The organism is Pseudodonghicola flavimaris, from assembly GCF_030164425.1.
Lineage (GTDB): Bacteria > Pseudomonadota > Alphaproteobacteria > Rhodobacterales > Rhodobacteraceae > Pseudodonghicola > Pseudodonghicola flavimaris.
Genome location: NZ_JASNJD010000001.1, coordinates 300,685 through 318,033, shown reverse-complemented (window position 1 = coordinate 318,033; position 17,349 = coordinate 300,685). Strand labels below are relative to the sequence as shown.

Annotated in this window: 15 protein-coding genes; 8 read left to right on the top strand and 7 right to left on the bottom strand. The window is 67.3% G+C overall.

Annotation, left to right across the window (positions count from 1 at the left end):
- The first annotated feature begins 4 nt into the window (after positions 1–4).
- The 3 genes from QO033_RS01490 to QO033_RS01480 all read left to right on the top strand — a co-directional run bounded on the left by QO033_RS01490 (position 5) and on the right by QO033_RS01480 (position 3,103).
- Positions 5–1,189: a vWA domain-containing protein gene (locus tag QO033_RS01490; RefSeq protein ID WP_284479144.1), complete on the top strand. Its 1,185-nt coding sequence runs from the start codon at positions 5–7 to the stop codon at positions 1,187–1,189.
- 200 nt (positions 1,190–1,389) lie between these two features.
- Positions 1,390–2,079: a M48 family metallopeptidase gene (locus tag QO033_RS01485; protein ID WP_284479143.1), complete on the top strand. Its 690-nt coding sequence runs from the start codon at positions 1,390–1,392 to the stop codon at positions 2,077–2,079.
- Between the two features lie 25 nt (positions 2,080–2,104).
- Complete coding sequence (locus QO033_RS01480; RefSeq protein WP_284479142.1) at positions 2,105–3,103, top strand: LLM class flavin-dependent oxidoreductase; 999 nt, start codon at positions 2,105–2,107, stop codon at positions 3,101–3,103.
- A 22-nt stretch (positions 3,104–3,125) separates the two neighbouring features.
- Here QO033_RS01480 and QO033_RS01475 read toward each other — a convergent pair whose 3' ends face one another.
- The 4 genes from QO033_RS01475 to QO033_RS01460 form a co-directional block, all read right to left on the bottom strand.
- Entirely contained in the window at positions 3,126–3,668 is a 543-nt protein-coding gene (locus QO033_RS01475; RefSeq protein WP_284479141.1) for an RSP_2648 family PIN domain-containing protein, read from the bottom strand.
- On the bottom strand, positions 3,665–4,861 hold the full coding sequence (locus QO033_RS01470) for an RSP_2647 family RNA methyltransferase (protein ID WP_284479140.1): 1,197 nt from the start codon (positions 4,859–4,861) through the stop codon (positions 3,665–3,667). The genes QO033_RS01475 and QO033_RS01470 overlap by 4 nt, the downstream gene beginning before the upstream one ends.
- A gap of 155 nt (positions 4,862–5,016) precedes the next feature.
- On the bottom strand, positions 5,017–5,289 hold the full coding sequence (locus tag QO033_RS01465; protein WP_284479139.1) for a hypothetical protein: 273 nt from the start codon (positions 5,287–5,289) through the stop codon (positions 5,017–5,019).
- The gene (locus QO033_RS01460; protein WP_284479138.1) at positions 5,286–8,072 is read right to left on the bottom strand and encodes a [protein-PII] uridylyltransferase family protein; all 2,787 of its coding nucleotides are present in this window, start codon (positions 8,070–8,072) and stop codon (positions 5,286–5,288) included. Before QO033_RS01460 ends, QO033_RS01465 begins: the two co-directional genes overlap by 4 nt.
- A 97-nt stretch (positions 8,073–8,169) precedes the next feature.
- On the opposite strand from QO033_RS01460, the gene QO033_RS01455 reads away from it, so the two are divergent.
- The 5 genes from QO033_RS01455 (at position 8,170) to QO033_RS01435 (ending at position 12,458) form a co-directional block, all read left to right on the top strand.
- Complete coding sequence (locus QO033_RS01455) at positions 8,170–8,640, top strand: YbaK/EbsC family protein (protein WP_284479137.1); 471 nt, start codon at positions 8,170–8,172, stop codon at positions 8,638–8,640.
- 96 nt (positions 8,641–8,736) lie between these two features.
- Positions 8,737–10,332 (top strand): serine hydrolase, encoded by a 1,596-nt coding sequence (locus QO033_RS01450; RefSeq protein WP_284479136.1) that lies wholly within the window; start codon positions 8,737–8,739, stop codon positions 10,330–10,332.
- Between the two features lie 139 nt (positions 10,333–10,471).
- Positions 10,472–10,978, top strand: coding sequence for a DUF2852 domain-containing protein (locus tag QO033_RS01445; RefSeq protein ID WP_284479135.1), 507 nt, complete (start codon positions 10,472–10,474; stop codon positions 10,976–10,978).
- A 127-nt stretch (positions 10,979–11,105) separates the two neighbouring features.
- Entirely contained in the window at positions 11,106–11,543 is a 438-nt protein-coding gene (locus tag QO033_RS01440) for an RDD family protein (protein WP_284479373.1), read from the top strand.
- 93 nt (positions 11,544–11,636) lie between these two features.
- Positions 11,637–12,458: an arginyltransferase gene (locus QO033_RS01435; RefSeq protein ID WP_284479134.1), complete on the top strand. Its 822-nt coding sequence runs from the start codon at positions 11,637–11,639 to the stop codon at positions 12,456–12,458.
- 189 nt (positions 12,459–12,647) lie between these two features.
- Here QO033_RS01435 and QO033_RS01430 read toward each other — a convergent pair whose 3' ends face one another.
- The 3 genes from QO033_RS01430 to QO033_RS01420 all read right to left on the bottom strand — a co-directional run bounded on the left by QO033_RS01430 (position 12,648) and on the right by QO033_RS01420 (position 17,200).
- Entirely contained in the window at positions 12,648–15,002 is a 2,355-nt protein-coding gene (locus QO033_RS01430; protein WP_284479133.1) for a TRAP transporter large permease, read from the bottom strand.
- An 18-nt stretch (positions 15,003–15,020) separates the two neighbouring features.
- On the bottom strand, positions 15,021–15,956 hold the full coding sequence (locus QO033_RS01425) for a TRAP transporter small permease subunit (RefSeq protein ID WP_284479132.1): 936 nt from the start codon (positions 15,954–15,956) through the stop codon (positions 15,021–15,023).
- 155 nt (positions 15,957–16,111) lie between these two features.
- Positions 16,112–17,200 carry a TRAP transporter substrate-binding protein gene (locus tag QO033_RS01420; RefSeq protein ID WP_284479131.1) on the bottom strand — a complete coding sequence of 363 codons (1,089 nt, stop codon included), beginning with the start codon at positions 17,198–17,200 and terminating at the stop codon, positions 16,112–16,114.
- Positions 17,201–17,349 lie beyond the last annotated feature (149 nt).

The following is a 17,349-nucleotide window of genomic DNA, read 5'->3' as shown; positions in this document are numbered from 1 at the left end:
TCCGATGTTTCTTCCCTTCTTCGAAAACCTTCGAACCGCCGGCATCCCTGTCTCGCTCCGCGAGTATCTGACCTTTCTCGAAGGCATGAAACAGGGGCTGGCCACCTATGATGTCGAGGCGTTCTATTACCTCGCCCGGGTGTCGATGGTGAAGGACGAACGCCACCTGGACAAATTCGACCGCGCCTTTGCCGCCACCTTCCAGGGGCTGGAACAGATCAGCTTCGATCAGGTGCTGGAGGCCGTCGACCTGCCCGCCGACTGGCTGACCCGGATGGCGGAAAAGCACCTGAGCGAAGAGGAAAAGGCCGAGATCGAGGCCCTGGGCGGGTTCGACAAGCTGATGGAGACGCTGAAGGAGCGTCTGAAGGAGCAGCAGGGCCGGCACCAGGGCGGCAACAAGTGGATCGGCACCGCCGGCACCTCGCCGTTCGGCGCCTATGGCTACAACCCCGAAGGCGTGCGCATCGGCCAGGACAAGAGCCGCCACCAGCGCGCGGTGAAGGTCTGGGACAAGCGCGAGTTCAAGAACCTCGACGATACGGTCGAGCTCGGCACCCGCAACATCAAGGTGGCGCTGAAACGGCTGCGCCGCTGGGCCCGCGAGGGCGCGCATGAAGAGCTCGACCTCGACGGCACCATCCGGGCGACCGCCGAACACGGCTACCTGGATGTGAAGACCCGGCCCGAACGGCACAACGCCGTCAAGGTGCTGCTGTTTCTCGATGTCGGCGGTTCGATGGACCCGCATATCAAGGTGGTGGAAGAGCTGTTCTCGGCCGCGCGAACCGAATTCAAGCATCTGGAATATTACTACTTCCACAATTGCCTCTATGAAGGGGTCTGGCGTGACAACCGCCGCCGCTGGGATCAGCAGACCCCCACCTGGGAGGTGCTGCGGACCTATGGCCCGGACTATAAGTGCATCTTCGTCGGCGATGCCTCGATGTCGCCCTACGAGATCGCCTATCCCGGCGGCGCCAACGAGCATTGGAATGCAGAGGCCGGCCAGGTCTGGCTGGCCCGCGCCCGCGAGCAGTGGAAAGACAACCTCTGGATCAACCCGGTGCCGGAGAAATACTGGGAATACACCCATTCGATCCAGATGATCCGCGAGGTCTTCGACAACCGCATGGTGCCGATGACACTCGCCGGGCTGGAAAAGGGCATGAAAGAACTGACCCGCTGACCGGATCGCGCGATGGAAAGGGCGCTCCGCGCCCTGCCTCTGGCGGGGATATTCGGGGCCAGAAAAAGACCTCTCAACGCCCGGACCACACCACGGGGTCGGCCAGCCGCAGGCCCGGGGAGCACCCTGCCTGAGACCGGGACGGCACGTCGGGTCCCTGCGCGCTTGCCGCCGCCGCACCCGCGCCCCATATTCCCCTCATGATCCGTTTCACCCCCATCCTGCTGGCCATCCTCTATGCGCTGGTGATGTACCGCCTGTCGGTCTGGCGCACCCATCGCGAGCTCGACGCCAAGTCGACGGAGCTGGCCGATCCCGGGCTGAAGGCGATCACCGACCGGCTGGCCGCGGCGCTCGGGCTGGCGCGGATCCCGGTCTATATCTACGAGATCGACCCGGTGAACGGGCTGGCCGCGGCCGACGGGCGCATCTTCATCACCCGGGGATTTTACCGCAAATACCGCAATGGCGAGGTTTCCGGCGAGGAGATGGCCAGCGTCATCGCCCATGAGCTGGGCCATGTGGCGCTGGGGCATGCGCGCCGCCGGATGCTGGATTTCTCCGGCCAGAACGCGCTGAGAACGGCGCTGATCATGGTGCTGGGCCGGATCATCCCCTTTGCCGGGGTTTGGATCGCCAATCTGCTGACCGGGCTGCTGGCGGCGCGGCTGTCGCGCGGCGACGAATATGAGGCCGACGAATATGCTGCCGCGCTGCTGACCAAGGCCGGGATCGGCATCGCCCCGCAGAAATCGCTCTTTGCCAAGCTCGATGCGCTGACGCGCTCGCGCGCCGGCGTCGCCCCCGCCTGGCTGATGAGCCATCCGAAAACCGCCGAGCGCATCGCCGCGCTGGAACGGCTGGAGACCCGCTGGCAGACCGCCCGCTGAGACAAGACAGACCGAAGGACACATCATGCGCTATTCCCTGCTCGACCTCGCCCCGATTCCGGAGGGAGCCGACGCCGCCCAGTCGATCCGCAATTCGGTGGCCCTGGCCCGCGCGGCGGAGCGGTTCGGCTATCACCGCTACTGGCTGGCGGAACATCACAACATGCCGGGCATCGCCTCCTCCGCCACGGCGGTGATGATCGGCCATATCGCCGCCCAGACCAGCCGCCTGCGGGTGGGATCGGGCGGCGTGATGCTGCCCAACCATTCGCCGCTGGTGATCGCCGAACAGTTCGGCACCCTTGCCACCATCCATGGCCCGCGGATCGATCTCGGCCTCGGGCGCGCGCCCGGCACCGATATGGAAACCGCCCGCGCGCTCCGGCGCAACATGGCGGCCCAGGACACCTTCCCGCAGGATGTGCTGGAGCTGATGGCCTATCTCGGCGATCCCGAACCGGGGCAGAAACTGCATGCGATCCCCGGCGAGGGCACCAAGGTGCCGGTCTGGATCCTCGGCTCCTCGCTCTACGGCGCGCAGCTCGCGGCGCATCTGGGGCTGCCCTACGCCTTCGCCTCGCATTTCGCCCCCGACATGCTGGGCCAGGCGGCCGAGGTCTACCGGCGCGGCTTCAAACCCTCCGAGGAGCTGGAGAAGCCGCATTTCATGATGGCGATGAACATCTTCGCCGCCGAGACCACGGCCGAGGCGGTGCGGCTGAAAACGTCGATGCAACAGGCCTTCATCCGCCTGCGCTCCGGCCAGCCCAGCAAGCTGCCGCGCCCGGTGGAGCGGATCGAGGACGTGGCCCCCGCCGGCTGGATCGCGCGGGTCGATCACGCCCTTTCGGTCAGCGCCACTGGCGACGCCGAGGCGGTGCGGGCCCAGACCGCGCGGCTGATCGAGACCTACCGGCCGGACGAGGTGATGATCTCCGGCCAGATCCACGATCCCGACGCGCGCATCCGCTCGTTCGAGATCGCCGCGGAGGTGATGCAGAGCCTGGCGGCGGAAACCGTCTGAGGCGGAGCGCCTGTCGGCCCGGCTAGCCCGCCAGCGCCTTGCCCAGGCGCGGCAGCCGGGCCTTTTTCATCAGACCGCGGATATCCCAGCCGCCCGGCGCCATCGCATTGGCCTGCGCCAGCACCCGGGCACCGACCCCTGCCAGCCCCTGCGGATCGCGGCGCCACAGATCGTGGAGAAAGCCGTCTGGCTCCAGCCGGTCCAGCCCCTCTTCCGCCAGGATGTTCTTGGGGAAATCCTGCCGGTTCACCGTCAGGATCGCATCGGCGGACCCCGCCACCGCAACCGCCAGCACATGCAGATCGGCCGGATCGGGCAGCCACAGCCGCGCCTCCATCCCCGGGGCGGCGGGCAGCTCCGCTGCCGGCCAGTGGGCCCGCAGCAGCGCGATCTCTCCCCGCGCCTGCGCCTCGCCCGCCGGCCCCAGCTTGATCGCCGCGCGCGCCCATTCCTCAAGGATACGCGCCGACCATAGCGGGGTGAAATGCCCCAGCCGGGCGGCGCCCAGCAGCATCTCGCGCATCACCGTGGGGTAGAGCACGCAGGTATCGAGCACGATCCTCACAGCCGGAAGAACAGCGCCTTGAGATAGGCGGTCTCCGCCAGCTGCGGCAATTGCGGATGATCGGGGCCGGCAAAGCCGCTGTGCAACAGCTGTGCCTGCCGCCCGGCCTTGCCGATACCACGGGCGGAGGCGCCGCGGAACTTCGACAGATCGGCGGCATGCGAACAGGAACACAGGCCCAGATAACCGCCTGGCGCCACCAGCGCCGCCGCCAGCCGCGCCACCCGCTCATAGGCGCGCAGGCCGGCTTCCAGCGCCTGCTTGTTCGGGGCGAAGGCCGGCGGATCGCAGATCACCACATCGAATTCGGCGCCCTCGGCGGCCAGCGCCGTCATCACCTCGAAGGCATCGCCCTGCCGGGTCTGGAACCGCTCTGCCGTGCCGGCTGCCGCCGCCCCGGCCTCCGCCAGAGCCAGCGCCGGGACAGAGCCATCGACCGACAGCGCCCGGCCGGCACCGGCCGCCAGCATCGCCAGGGCAAAGCCGCCGACATGGGAAAACACATCCAGCACCCGTGCCCCGGGCGTCACCAGACGCGCCGCAAATGCATGGTTCGGCCGCTGATCGTAGAACAGACCGGTCTTCTGCCCACCGGTCAGATCGGCCATGTAGGTGGCCCCGTTCATCGGCACCGGCACCGGCCCATCGGGCGCGGTGCCGACCAGCACCGCGCTGGCATCGTCCAGCCCCTCCAGCGCCCGGGTCCGGCCAGAGGCGTTCTTCAGCACCGTGCGCACCCCGGTGACCTCGACCAGCGCCGCCGCCAGTTCCTCGACCAGCGCCTCCGCCCAGGCGGCATTGGGCTGGATCACCGCCGCGTCGCCAAACCGATCGATCACCACCCCCGGCAGCCCGTCGGCCTCGGCATGGACCAGCCGGTAGAACGGCTGATCGTAGAGCCGGGCACGCAGCGCCAGCGCCCGGGAGATCCGCGCCGCGAACCAGCTCTGATCCACCGCCGCCGCCGGATTGCGGTCCAGCATCCGGCAGATGATGCGCGAGGCCGGATTGACCGCCACCAGCCCCATCTCGACCCGGCCGCTGTCCTCCAGCACCGCCAGGCTGCCCGGCGCCAGCGCCCGGGTGCGCCGGTCGGTCACCAGCTCGTTGGCATAGATCCAGGGAAATCCATGGCGGATCGCCCGGGCATTGGCCTTGGGCATCAGTCGGACGCGGGGAAGATCATCTGTCATCATGCCGCCCTCATAGGCGCAATCGCGACGGCTGGGAAGAGCCCGCGCGTCACCGGCGCCACTGCCGGGATCCGGCGCGCCGGGGCGGTCTTATTCTGGCCGGAAGTATCCCGGGGGAAAGGCCGCAGGCCTTGGAAGCAGCGCCCCCGCCGCGCTCAGCCCTCCCGCCGACCCCGCCAGCCGCCGCGCCGCCGCGGTTGTCCCGCCGAAGCCAGCCCCTGCCGTAGCACCGCGGTCATCGGATGCTCGGGCGCGCCAGTGCCGTAGAGCTCCAGCAACGCCTGCAGCGCCACCGCCTGGTCCAGTTCCTCCGGCAGCGCCAGAGCCCAGTCGAGAAAGATGCTGCGGCATTCCGCGGCGGTGATCCCCTCGATCCGATAGGCTTCGCGGATCAGCCCCTTGCGGTCGCTCTCATGCTCACCCTTCATGCCACCTCCCGTCGTGTCAGAGCCTCGTCGATCAGCGCCGCCGCGGTGGCATAGCTTTCGCTCATCCGCGCCCGCAGCGCCGCGATATCCGGCATCCCGGAGGTCCGGCAAAGAACCCCCGCCGCCCCCTCGCTCAGCGCCTCGTCGCTGAGCCCGGTGGCCGAAATCAACCGCGCCGCGGTATGCACCGCCCAATAGAGCTCATAGGCGGCGCTCAGCGTCTCTGCCTCCGCCGCGCTGAGCCAGCCGGCACCGACACCGCCCTGCAGCCCGGCGGCCACGTCGCGCGCCACTGTCCCGCTCAGCAGCGCGCCGGTCTGCGCCGCCAGTTCGATGTCCAGCATCCGCCCCGCCCCAGTCTTGGCGTCCCAGAGCCCGCGCGGCGTCTTCGCCGCCGCCAGCCGGTCGCGCATTTCGGCGACATCCTGCAGCACCTTGCCACGGTCCTGTGGCGCGGTCACGATCTCGCGGCGGAACGCCTCGATATCCGCGGCCAGGCTGTCCTCGCCCACCACCACCCGCGCCCGGGTCAATGCCAGGTGTTCCCAGGTCCAGGCCTCATGCCGCTGATAATGAGTGAAGCTCGCCCAGCTGGTGGCGACCGGCCCCTGGCTGCCCGAGGGGCGCAACCGCATGTCGACCTCGTAAAGCCGCCCCTCCGCCATCGGCGCGGTCAGCGCGGTGACCAGCGCCTGGGTCAGCCGGGCGTAATAGGGGCGCACCGCCAACGGCCGCGGCCCGTCAGAGCTCTCCGCAGTGCCGGGGTCGTAGACCACGATCAGATCGAGGTCGGAGCCCGCGTTCAGCCGCTGGGCGCCGAGCGATCCCATCCCCAGAACCACGGCGCCGCGCCCCGGCGGCGCGCCGTGCTTGGCCTCGAACTGCGCCCGGACCAGGGGCGCCACCGCCGCGATCACCGCCCCGGCGAGTTCGGCATAGTGCCGCCCGGCGATATCGGCCGGGATCAGCCCGCGCAGCAGGTGCACGCCGATGCGGAAATGCCATTCCTTCATCCAGCGCCGCGCCATATCCAGCTGGGTCTCGTAATCCGGCTCGGCTGCCAGCCGCGCCGCGATCTCGCTCCGCAGCGCCGCCTCCCCCGGCCAGGGGGCGAAGAAGTCGCCGCCGATCACCGCATCGAAGACGCCGGCATTGCGCGACAGATATTGCGCCAGCGCATGCGAAGTGCCGGCAATATCGACCAGCAGATCGATCAGCTGCGGATTGGCCTCGAACAGGGAAAACAGCTGCACCCCCGCCGGCAGGCCGGAGAGAAAGCCATCAAGCGCCAGCAGCGCCTCGTCCGGCTTCTCGGTCCGGGCCAGCCGGGTCAGCAACTCCGGCTTCAGCCGCTCGAAGATGCGCTGCGCCCGCTGCGACCGCAGCGCCGGATAGCTGGGCCAGCGCGCCAGGATCGAGGCGTCGAGGCCCACCGCCTCCGGAGCCGGCGGTGGCGGCGCCGCATCGGGGGCGAAGAAATCTTCGGTCAGCTCATGCACTTCGGTCAGTCGCCGGGTCAGCTCCCGGGTCAGCTCGGCGCTGGAGGTGCCCATCAGGCAGGCGATCCGCTCGATCCCGTCCTCGGTCCCCGGCACCCGGTGGGTCTGGGCGTCGTGGATCATCTGGATGCGGTGCTCCACCTCGCGATGGGCGCGGTAGTGATCGGTCAGCCGGCTGGCCGCCTCCTCCGGAACCCAGCCCTTGGCCGCAAGCGCCGCCAGCCCCTCGACGGTGCCGCGCAGCCGCAGGTCCGGGTCGCGGCCGCCGGCGATCAGCTGCCGGGTCTGGGTGAAAAACTCGATCTCGCGGATACCGCCGCGGCCCAGTTTCATATCGTGCCCCGGCACGGTGATCGGCCCGCCGGTGCCCTTGTTCTCGCGGATGCGCAACCGGATGTCATGGGCATCCTGAATCGCCGCGAAATCCAGATGCCGGCGCCAGACGAAGGGGCGCAGCGTCTGCAGAAACCGCCAGCCGGCCTCGATATCGCCGGCACAGGGCCGCGCCTTGATATAGGCGGCGCGTTCCCAGGTGCGGCCCAGGCTTTCGTAGTAGGTCTCCGCCGCCGCCATCGAGATGCAGACCGGCGTCACCGCCGGATCCGGCCTGAGCCGCAGATCGGTGCGGAACACATAGCCGTCCGCCGTCTTCTCCGACAAAAGCGACGCCATGTTGCGGGTGGCGCGGATCAGGCCGGCGCGCGCCTCCTGATAGCTGTCGGCATCATAGCGGGTCTCGTCGAAGAGGCAGATCAGGTCGATGTCGGAGCTGTAGTTCAGCTCATGCGCCCCCATCTTGCCCATCGCCAACACGCAAAGGCCGGCGGCCTCGGCCACATCCCCGGCCGACTGGCCCGGCAGCTTGCCGCGGCGGACCAGCGTGGCGATCTCCGACTTCAGCGCCAGATCGCAGGCCTCGCCGGCGAAATCCGACAGAATCCCGGTCACCTTCTCCAGCGGCCAGGCGCCGCAGATATCGGCCAGCGCGGTGATCAGGGCAATCCGCCGCTTGGCCTGGCGCAGCCCCGGTTTCAGCTGGTCCGGCGCCAGAGCGCGGCAGGCTTCGAACACGCCGGCAACGGCGGCGTCGGGATCGTCCAGCGCCGGGGCCAGCCAGGAGGTTTCCTGCAGGATCAAGCCCTTGAGATAGGGGCTGGTACCGCCCACACCGGCAATCAGCTGGCCATGATCCGCGCTCAGCTGCGGCAGGGCGGCACGGGTTTCCTCCCCCAGCGCGGGGTCGAAGGGGCGCGGCAGGCGCGCAATCGTCAAAGGCGTCGTCATGGCCGCAGGTTGCGCAGGCCGGGCGCCGGCGTCAATGCAGGAAACGGCGATCATCGCCCCCTTGCGCTCGCGCCGCCGTCCCGGCAAAGCTCGGCCCATGAGCAAGAGCATGAAACGCGTCCGCGCCGCCCTGGAGGCCGCCGGGCTTGACCCGCAGATCCGCGAAACCGACCTGGCCCGAACCGCCGCCGATGCCGCCACGGCGGTCGGCTGCGAGGTCGACCAGATCGCCAAGTCCATCATCTTCCGCGGCGAGGACAGCGGGGCCGCGATCCTGTTCCTGACCGCCGGCGGCAATCAGGTCGATCCGCAGAAAGCCGCCGAGATCGCCGGCGAACCCCTGGGCAAGGCCGATGCCGCGCTGGTGCGGTCGCAGACCGGCTTCGCCATCGGCGGCGTCTCTCCGGTCGGGCATCTGAACCCGATCCGCGCCTTTCTCGATCCCCGGCTGACCGAATTCAATCTGGTCTGGGCCGCCGCCGGCACGCCGCATCACGTGTTCCCGATCGCCCCCGCCGATCTGGAGCGGCTGACCGGCGCCCGGACGGCGGCGTTTACCAGCGGCTAACAGTAAGCCACGCTGCGGGCTTGGAGCTCTCTGCCGCTGTCGCTAGGGTGCCGGCGGCGCGCCTTTTTGCGCGCCCACCCTACGAAGGACAAGACATTGTATTTGAACCGTTTCAGCGCCCCCGCGGCGCTCGCCCTGGTGCTGGGGCTGACCGCGCCCCTGCAGGCCGGACCCGACCTTCCCCCGCTGGCCCTGCCCGATCCGATGCCCGCGCCGGCCCAGACCGTGCTGTTGCCGGTGCCGGAGACGCGAATCGACGCGGCCATCGCCACGCTCGACGATCTCGGCGCCGATGTTCTGGCCCGCAGCGGCATCCCCGGCCTCGCCATCGCGGTGGTGCATGGCGGTCAGACCGTCTATGCCCGCGGCTTCGGCCAGCGCGCCGTCGACCGCCCCGATCCGGTCGATGCCGATACCGTCTTCCTGCTCGCCTCGCTGTCGAAATCGGTGGGGGCGACGGTGATCGCCTCCCAGGTCAGCGCCGGACGGGTCGGCTGGACCAGCCTGGTGCAAAGCTACCTGCCCGAATTCGATCTGGGCGATCCCTGGGTCAGCGCCCATGTCACGGTCGGCGATCTCTATGCCCATCGCTCCGGCCTGCCCGATCATGCCGGCGACGATCTCGAGGATCTGGGTTATGACCGCGACACCGTGCTGTCGCGGCTGGGGATGCTGCCGCAGGCGCCGTTCCGTGCCCATTACGCCTATACCAACTTCGGTCTGACCGCCGCCGCGCTGGCGGTCGCCACCGCCACCGGCACCGACTGGGCCAGCCTGTCCGAACGGGCGCTCTACGCCCCGCTCGGCATGGCTTCGACCAGCTCGCGCTATGACGATTACCGCGCCCGCGACAACCGCGCCGCCAGCCATATACGCAACGGTGACAGCTTCGTGGTGGCCGACCTGCGTCAGCCCGACGCCCAGAGCCCGGCCGGCGGCGTCAGCTCCAGCGTCCACGATATGGCGCGCTGGATGGCGATGGTGCTGGCCGGCGGCGGCGATCTGATCGACGTGGAAGCGCTGCGCCCGGCGCTGGCGCCGCAGATGACCGACGGGCTGCCGCTGACGATAGACGCCCGCGCCGGCACCTATGGCTATGGCTTCGGCGTCGGTGTCCGCCCCTCCGGCCGCGTCACCTTCAGCCATTCCGGCGCCTTCGCGCTCGGCGCCTCCACCACCTATCTGATGATCCCCGATCTCGACCTCGGCATCGTGGTGCTGACCAACGCCCTGCCCACCGGCGCTGCCGAGGCGATTGCCGCCAGCTTCGCCGACCGGGTGGAACTGGGCCTGGACAGCCGCGACTGGCTGGCCGGCTACGCCGCGCTGATGGCGCCGGTCTCCGCCCCTGTCGGCAGCCTGGTCGGCGTGCCACGCCCAACCGCTCCAGCCCCCGCGCAACCGGACTCGGTCTATGTCGGGCGCTACGGCAACGGCTATTTCGGTCCCGCCATCGTCACCGCCCGCGACGGCGGCCTGCGGCTGCACCTCGGCCCGCAGGATCACGGACAGGATCTGGCGATGGAGCATTGGGATGGCGATACCTTCATCGTCCACCCGTTCACCGAGAACCAGCCGGCCGGCTCCATCTCGCGGATCGACTTCCTGCCCGATGGCACCGGCGCGTTGTCGGTGCTGCGGATCGAGCATCTCGACGACCTGAACCTGGGTCTATTCGAGCGCGAGGAATAACCCGCAAGCCGCTGGTTTCAAAGTGAGAACCAAAATAATGTAAAAAACATTCACATCCCCTCTTGCAAAGCGGCGGCTGCATTCCGATCTTCGGTAATGTGAAAAGCATTCACATTGCATCTGATCTGGAGACACCGACATGACCACCCTCACCGACCCGGCCCCCGGCTATGCCCGTTACGGCTGGCTTTCCCGGGCCGAAGACTGGCTGGACAGCAAGGGCAAAGGCGCCTGGATCGCTGTCATGGTGCTGGGCTTCGTCTTTTTCTGGCCCGTCGGGCTTGCCACTCTCTTCTACATGATCTGGAGTAAACGCATGTTCACCTCGTCCTGCAGCCGCCGCCACGCCCGCCACCGCCACGGCTTCGGTCACCGCTCCATGGGCCGCTGCGGCATGGGGCCGATGGCCTCCACCGGCAACAGCGCCTTCGACGCCTACAAGGAAGAAACCCTGCGCCGGCTGGAGCAGGAACAGGGCGATTTCGAAGCCTTCCTGGAACGTCTGCGCGAGGCCAAGGACAAGGCCGAATTCGACCAGTTCATGGACGATCGCGCCCGCCGCGCCGCCACCGCCGCCGACGCGGCTGAGGATGACGCCCTGCGCGACAGCGACGACAGGCGCGACGACAGGCCCGCGGGTCTCTGACCCCGCCGGACGTCCCCGGACGCCCCCGCCCCAGGGGACGTCCCTCTTACCCAAGCCAGCCCCGGGTCTCCCGGGGCTTCGGCCGGACCACCAACCGGTTTCAGGACCCACAGGACCCTTTGTGACGATGTCTTACTTGCCCGATCCCGACCGCCAGCCGCAGTTCTACCAGTCGGTCCCCGCGAAACGGCTGATCGCCTGGGTGATCGATACCGCGGTCACCCTGCTGCTTTGCGCCGGCGGCGTTCTGCTGACCGCCTTTGTCGGACTGCTGATCTGGCCGCTGCTGTTTCTCGCCCTCGGCTTCGCCTACCGGGTGGTGACACTGGCCAACGGCTCGGCCACTTGGGGCATGCGCTTCGCCGGGATCGAGATGCGCGACGCCGGCGGCGCCCGTTTCGACCTGGGGCTGGCAGTGCTGCACACGCTGGGCTTCAGCCTCTGCATGGCGCTGCCGCTGCTGCAGCTGATCTCCATCGTGATGATGCTGACCGGCGCCCGAGGCCAGGGCCTGCCCGACATCGTCCTGAACACCGTCGCCCTGAACCGCCGCGCCCGGGTCTGACCCGGGCCACCGCGCCACCCGCCCGCCGCAATCGCCCCTTGGCGGGTAGGGAATCGCTTGTTATCATCCCGTTACACGAGACGCGGGAGACCCATGCGCCACACGCTTCCGATTGCACCGCAGTTCTATGTGACGGCCCCGCAACCCTGCCCCTATCTGGCCGACCGGATGGAACGCAAGCTGTTCACCGCGCTTCAGGGCGAAGGCGCGGATCGTCTGAACAATGCGCTGTCGCAACAGGGCTTCCGGCGTTCGCAGAACGTACTCTACCGCCCCTCCTGCACCGATTGCTCCGCCTGCCTGTCGGCACGGATCGACGTCCGGGCGTTTCAGGCCTCCAAGACGCAGAAGCGGATCGCCAAGCGCAACGCCCATCTGGCGCGCCGGGCCACCTCCCCCTGGGCGACCGAGGATCAGTACGACCTGTTCCGCCGCTATCTCGACACCCGCCACGCCGATGGCGGCATGGCCGACATGGACGTGTTCGAATTCGCCGCGATGATCGAGGAAACGCCGATCCGGTCGCGGGTGGTGGAATACAGCGATCCCGCCACGCGGGAACTGATCGCGGTCAGCCTGACGGATGTGCTCGATGACGGCGTCAGCATGGTCTATTCCTTCTACACGCCGGAGCTGCCGCGCGCCTCTCTCGGCACCTGGATGATCCTCGATCATATCGAGATCGCCCGCGAAAACGACCTTCCCTACGTCTATCTCGGCTATTGGGTGCCGGGCAGCCCGAAGATGGGCTACAAGGCGAATTTCTCCGGGCTTGAGGTCTATTACGGCGGCCGCTGGCAGAAGATGACCGATCCTGAGGCCTTCTCCGCCACCACCCATCCGCTCTCGACCGATCCGATCGCCGAGCAGGTCGCCAATATCTCCCTGCCCGACCGCCGCCCCACCGGCGGCTGAACCTCTCTCACCTGATCGCGCCCCCGATCGCGCCAGCGCCGCCCCCGTTCCCCGGGGGCTTTTTCTGGCTGCAAGTATCCCGGGGTGAATGCGCAGCCAGGCGCAGCGGGGCAGCGCCCTTGCCCCCATCCCCGGCATAAGAAAAGGGGCCCCGCAGGGCCCCTCTCCGATCCGGTCGGACCGTTCCGATTACTTCGGCATCAGGTCCGGTACGATGGTCACGATGCCGGGGAAGAACCACAGCAGCGCCAGCCCGGCCACCTGGATTAGCACGAAGGGCAGGATCCCGCGGTAGATATGGCCGGTGGTCACCTCCGGCGGCGCCACCCCGCGCAGATAGAACAGCGCGAAGCCGAAGGGCGGGGTTAGGAAGGAGGTCTGCAGGTTCACCGCCACCATGATCGTCACCCATTTGGGATCGAAGGAGCCGCCGTAGATCACCGGCCCGACGATCGGGATGACGATGTAGATGATCTCCAGGAAGTCGAGCACGAAGCCCAGCACGAAGAGCACCAGCATCACGATCAGGAAGACCGTGAACTCGTTGTCGAAGCTCTTCAGGAACTGCTGGATGTAATGCTCGCCACCGAAGGAGATCACCACCAGGTTCAGCAGCTGCGAGCCGATCAGGATGGTGAAGACCATCGACGACACCTTGGCCGTCTCCCGCACCACCGGTGTCAGCACACCACCCGCATAGAGCACCCAGCAGCCGTAAAGCAGCCCGAACATGGCATAGAGATAGGTGCCATAGGCGGCGAAGAAGGCGATCCAGCTTTCGACACCGGCATCTTGCTGGTTGATCCGCAGGTCGAAGTTCACCCCGATCAGCACGCAGATGATGATGGCGAAGGTCGACCAGATGATCACCCGGCCCGACCGGCCCTCGTCCTGCAGCCTGCGATAGGCAGCCAGCATGATGGCCCCGCCCGCCCCCAGCGCCGCGGCCGGCGTCGGGTTGGTGATGCCGCCCAGGATCGAGCCCAGCACCGCGACGATCAGCACCAGCGGCGGAAACACCACCCGGATCAGATCGTTCTGGCCCAGCCGCGCCGCGCCGTGTTTGGCACCGTAAAGCGCCAGCGCGAAGGGCAGGATCATCAGCAGCACCGTCACCCCGGAGGAGGTCGTCGGCGCCACCAGCGTCACATCGACCAGCGCGGCCAGCAACAGCCCCACCGCGCCGATGATCAGCGGCTTGGGATCGGCGCTCGGCGAGATGCCGCGCGCCAGCGCCAGCACCAGGCCCAGCATCACGATCAGAACGGCGATACCGGTGCCGATCGGCGCCGCGTTGGCGATCTTGTCGGCGCGGGCCTGAACCAGTTCCTTGTCGGTCAGCTTGTGGCTTTCCAGGCTGCCGCCGGAGGCGTCGATCACCTTCTGCTCCTCGACGGCCTTGTCCCAGGCCGACTGGCCGTGCAGCTCGATCATCGAGGCCTTGCACTCCGCCGACACATTGGTGCGCAGGCTCGCCGCCTCACCGACGTTGGAGTAGCTCGACACCGTCAGATCCTGGCTGCCCACCAGCCCGACATTGGCCAGCAGGATCGCGCCGCCGATCAGCCCGATGGGGGCCGCCAGGAACCAGCCCAGGGCCTCGGCCCGGGTGATCGGTTCGTTCTGCCCGCCCTCCAGCGACACCGCCGGGGCCTTGTGCGGGTTCAGCAGCGCATAGCCGAAGGCATAGAGCGCATAGAGCAGCGCCAGCAGGATGCCCGGCAGCAGCGCCGCCTGGAACAGGGTGCCAACCGAGACCACCGCCGGCTCGCCCAGATAGGTGAGCGCGTCGGTACAGCCGGCTAGGTTCGCCCGGGTCTCCTGCGCGGTGGCATAGAGATCGCCGGCCAGGGTGCCCAGCAGCACGATGACGATGGAGGGTGGAATGATCTGCCCCAGCGTCCCCGAAGCCGCGATAACCCCCGTCGCCAGTTCCGGCGAGTAGTTGTTGCGGAGCATCGTCGGCAGCGCCAGCAGCCCCATGGTCACCACCGTCGCGCCGACGATCCCGGTCGAGGCGGCGAGGAAAGCCCCCACCACAACGATCGACACCGCCAGACCGCCCGGCAGCGGGCCGAACACCCGCGCCATGGTGGTCAGAAGATCGTTGGCGATCTTCGAGCGTTCCAGGGTGATCCCCATCAGCACGAACATCAGCACCGCCAGCAGCGTCTCGATCGACTGGCCGGCCAGCACGCGTTCGTTCATGCGGTTGACGATAAAAGAGATGTTGCGATCCATCGCCTGCTGCCAGCCGCCGGTAAAGACCGGCTCGGCGATCCTTGGCAAGTCCGGGTATCGGAACACCGATATCGCATCGGGTCGCACCCCGGCGCCGATCAGATCGTGATAAGCCTGCGAGCCGGTATCGATCGCCTGGTGGATCAGCAGCCCGGCGCTGTCCAGCGCGGCGATGATCGCAAAGGAGATGACCCCGGCGCCGCCGATGGCGAAGGCCACCGGAAAGCCGGACAGGATGCCTCCGAAGAGGCAGAGAAACAGGATGATCAGGCCGAGTTCGACGCCATCAAGACCGAATAGCATTTTGACTGCCCCTTAGCTCTAATGCGCGCCTTCATAGGCTTCTTCGCCCTCGCCAAGACTATCCTTGTCGAGGAATTTGTTTTCGCTCTCCGGCCCCTCTCGGAATTCGAGGAACGCCCGGTAGAACACGGCGATCGCATGCAGGAAGACCATGCCGGCAAAGGCGCAGAGCAGGATCTTGAACAGGAAGTAGCCGTTGAATCCGTTCGGGCTGAAGCCGATGGTCTCCACGTTCCAGCGCAGCGCCCGCGACTTCATCAGCAGACGGTCGAGCTGATCGCTGGCCGAGGGTTTCGGCACGATCAGATGCCGCCACAGGAAGAACCAGCCGTACATCCAGACCAGAACCGCCATCGGCATCATGAAGATCAGCGCGCCGATCATGTCGATGATCCGCTTGGTGCGGTAGCTGACCACGGAATAGAACAGGTCGACCCGCACATGGGCCCCCTGCACGAAGGCATAGGCAACGCAGAGCGTCACCACCATCGCGTTGTAAAGCTTCAGTTCTTCGGCGAACCAGCTGATGTCCATCTGCAGCGGAATGCCCAGGCCGATGGCGATATCGGGCCGGGCGAAGATACGCTGGACGAAGACGATCAGGATTTGCTGCAGCACCATCAGCAGCCCAGCCCAGGCGAAGAACCGGCCCACCGTATTGGCAAAGCCCTCCAGCACCCGGACACTGCCCCACATCGCCGGCCGCCAGAGCAGACCGACCAGCGTGAGCAGCAAGAAGGCGGTGAACACAACGAAAAAGAACTCAACCGATCCGCCGTAATAGACAAAGCGCATGATCGCCTGTTTGTCGGACCAGTCCAGCCACAGCGCCGGATGCGTCACCGCATAGCCGAAGTTGTAGAAGGACATGGCGATATTCTGAACCAGCAACAGCACCCCGTTGCCGAGCGCAGCAAGTACGTCAACAAGGCCTACGGCCTCACCCTCCTGCATGGGTTCTCTCCCCGTCGTGTTGGTCGGATGTCCCGGCCGGTCCCCCTGCGGGGCCGCTGCGGTTTGATGTCCGGGTCTTTTGCCCGGTCACCGCTCTCGGGACCAAAAAGGTCCCCACCTCCCGGCGGGGACCCGAAACGTCGCCCGGGACGCGCTTACATGGCGGCCAGAACGCGGTTACGCTGCTGGGTGTAGGCGCCTTCCGAACGCTGGATCCAGTCGGCCGAGGACTTCATCCACTTCATGTAGCTTTCGTGGATCTCGGCATACATCGGATCGTCCATATGCTCGGCGATCACCTCGACCGAGGCCTTGCCGAAGGCATCCCAGACCGAATCCGGGAATTCCATGATCTTCACGCCCGAGGCCTGCAGGCGCTGCAGCGCCGCACCGTTGTTGGCCATGAACAGCGACATGGTCCAGATGTTCGAGGCCGCGGCGGTCTGCGCCACGATCTGCTGCTGCGACGGCGTCAGCGAGTCATAGACATCGCGGTTCAGCGTCAGCGACAGGTTCGGACCCGATTCATGGAAACCTGCGGTGTAGTAGATCTTGGTGATCTCCTGGAAGCCGGCCTTTTCGTCCGCCCAGGGACCGATCCACTCGGTACCGTCGATCGCGCCCGAGGACAGCGCCTGATACACTTCCGAGCCCGGCAGGTTCTGAACGCTGGCGCCCAGTTTGCCCAGCACAAGGCCGCCCTGGCCCGGCATGCGGAACTTCAGGCCCTGGAAGTCTTCCGGCCCGTGGATTTCCTTGCGGAACCAGCCACCGGACTGCGGGCCGGTGTTGCCGGCTGCAAAGGCCTTGAGACCGAAGATCTCATAGACGCCATCCTGCAGGCCCTGGCCACCGCCGTGGTAGTACCAGTTGCTGAATTCCTGGAAGGTCATCCCGAAGGGCACGTTGGCGAAGAACGACAGCGCCGGGTGCTGACCCAGGAAGTAATAGTCGACCGCGTGATACATGTCGGCCTGACCCGAGGAAACGGCGTCGAACACTTCGAAAGCGCCCACCAGTTCGCCGGCGGCCTTTAGGTCGACGGTCAGCTGGCCATCGGTCATCGAGGTGATCATGTCGGCGCAATACTGCGCGCTGTCATGCACCCCGGCGAGCCCGCGGCCCCAGGTGGTGACCATGGTCAGCGTCCGCTTGCCCTGCGCATAGGCCGGCGCGGCCAGACCAGTGGCGGCGGCGGCAGAGCCACCCAGTGCGGACGTCTTCAGAAAAGAACGGCGATCCATTTCGGTTTTCCTCCCCTTAAAAACAGATCTCGGCCCCGCTGGCGGGACAGATGGAGGCAAGTTAGCCGCAGTCCGGCAGGCGCGGAATACCTAGTTGTACGTAGTCGGCGCAGAAAACTGGCAGGAAAATGGCGATTTTGACGAGTTTT

Bases quoted from the DNA above. Each gene is read 5' to 3' on its own strand.
- QO033_RS01445 (WP_284479135.1), top strand. From the start codon at position 10,472: ATGACCACCCTCACCGACCCGGCCCCCGGCTATGCCCGTTACGGCTGG.
- QO033_RS01485 (WP_284479143.1), top strand. From the start codon at position 1,390: ATGATCCGTTTCACCCCCATCCTGCTGGCCATCCTCTATGCGCTGGTG.
- QO033_RS01420 (WP_284479131.1), bottom strand. From the start codon at position 17,200: ATGGATCGCCGTTCTTTTCTGAAGACGTCCGCACTGGGTGGCTCTGCC.
- QO033_RS01480 (WP_284479142.1), top strand. From the start codon at position 2,105: ATGCGCTATTCCCTGCTCGACCTCGCCCCGATTCCGGAGGGAGCCGAC.
- QO033_RS01430 (WP_284479133.1), bottom strand. From the start codon at position 15,002: ATGCTATTCGGTCTTGATGGCGTCGAACTCGGCCTGATCATCCTGTTT.
- QO033_RS01465 (WP_284479139.1), bottom strand. From the start codon at position 5,289: ATGAAGGGTGAGCATGAGAGCGACCGCAAGGGGCTGATCCGCGAAGCC.
- QO033_RS01490 (WP_284479144.1), top strand. From the start codon at position 5: ATGTTTCTTCCCTTCTTCGAAAACCTTCGAACCGCCGGCATCCCTGTC.
- QO033_RS01425 (WP_284479132.1), bottom strand. From the start codon at position 15,956: ATGCAGGAGGGTGAGGCCGTAGGCCTTGTTGACGTACTTGCTGCGCTC.
- QO033_RS01470 (WP_284479140.1), bottom strand. From the start codon at position 4,861: ATGACAGATGATCTTCCCCGCGTCCGACTGATGCCCAAGGCCAATGCC.
- QO033_RS01460 (WP_284479138.1), bottom strand. From the start codon at position 8,072: ATGACGACGCCTTTGACGATTGCGCGCCTGCCGCGCCCCTTCGACCCC.
- QO033_RS01440 (WP_284479373.1), top strand. From the start codon at position 11,106: ATGTCTTACTTGCCCGATCCCGACCGCCAGCCGCAGTTCTACCAGTCG.
- QO033_RS01435 (WP_284479134.1), top strand. From the start codon at position 11,637: ATGCGCCACACGCTTCCGATTGCACCGCAGTTCTATGTGACGGCCCCG.
- QO033_RS01455 (WP_284479137.1), top strand. From the start codon at position 8,170: ATGAGCAAGAGCATGAAACGCGTCCGCGCCGCCCTGGAGGCCGCCGGG.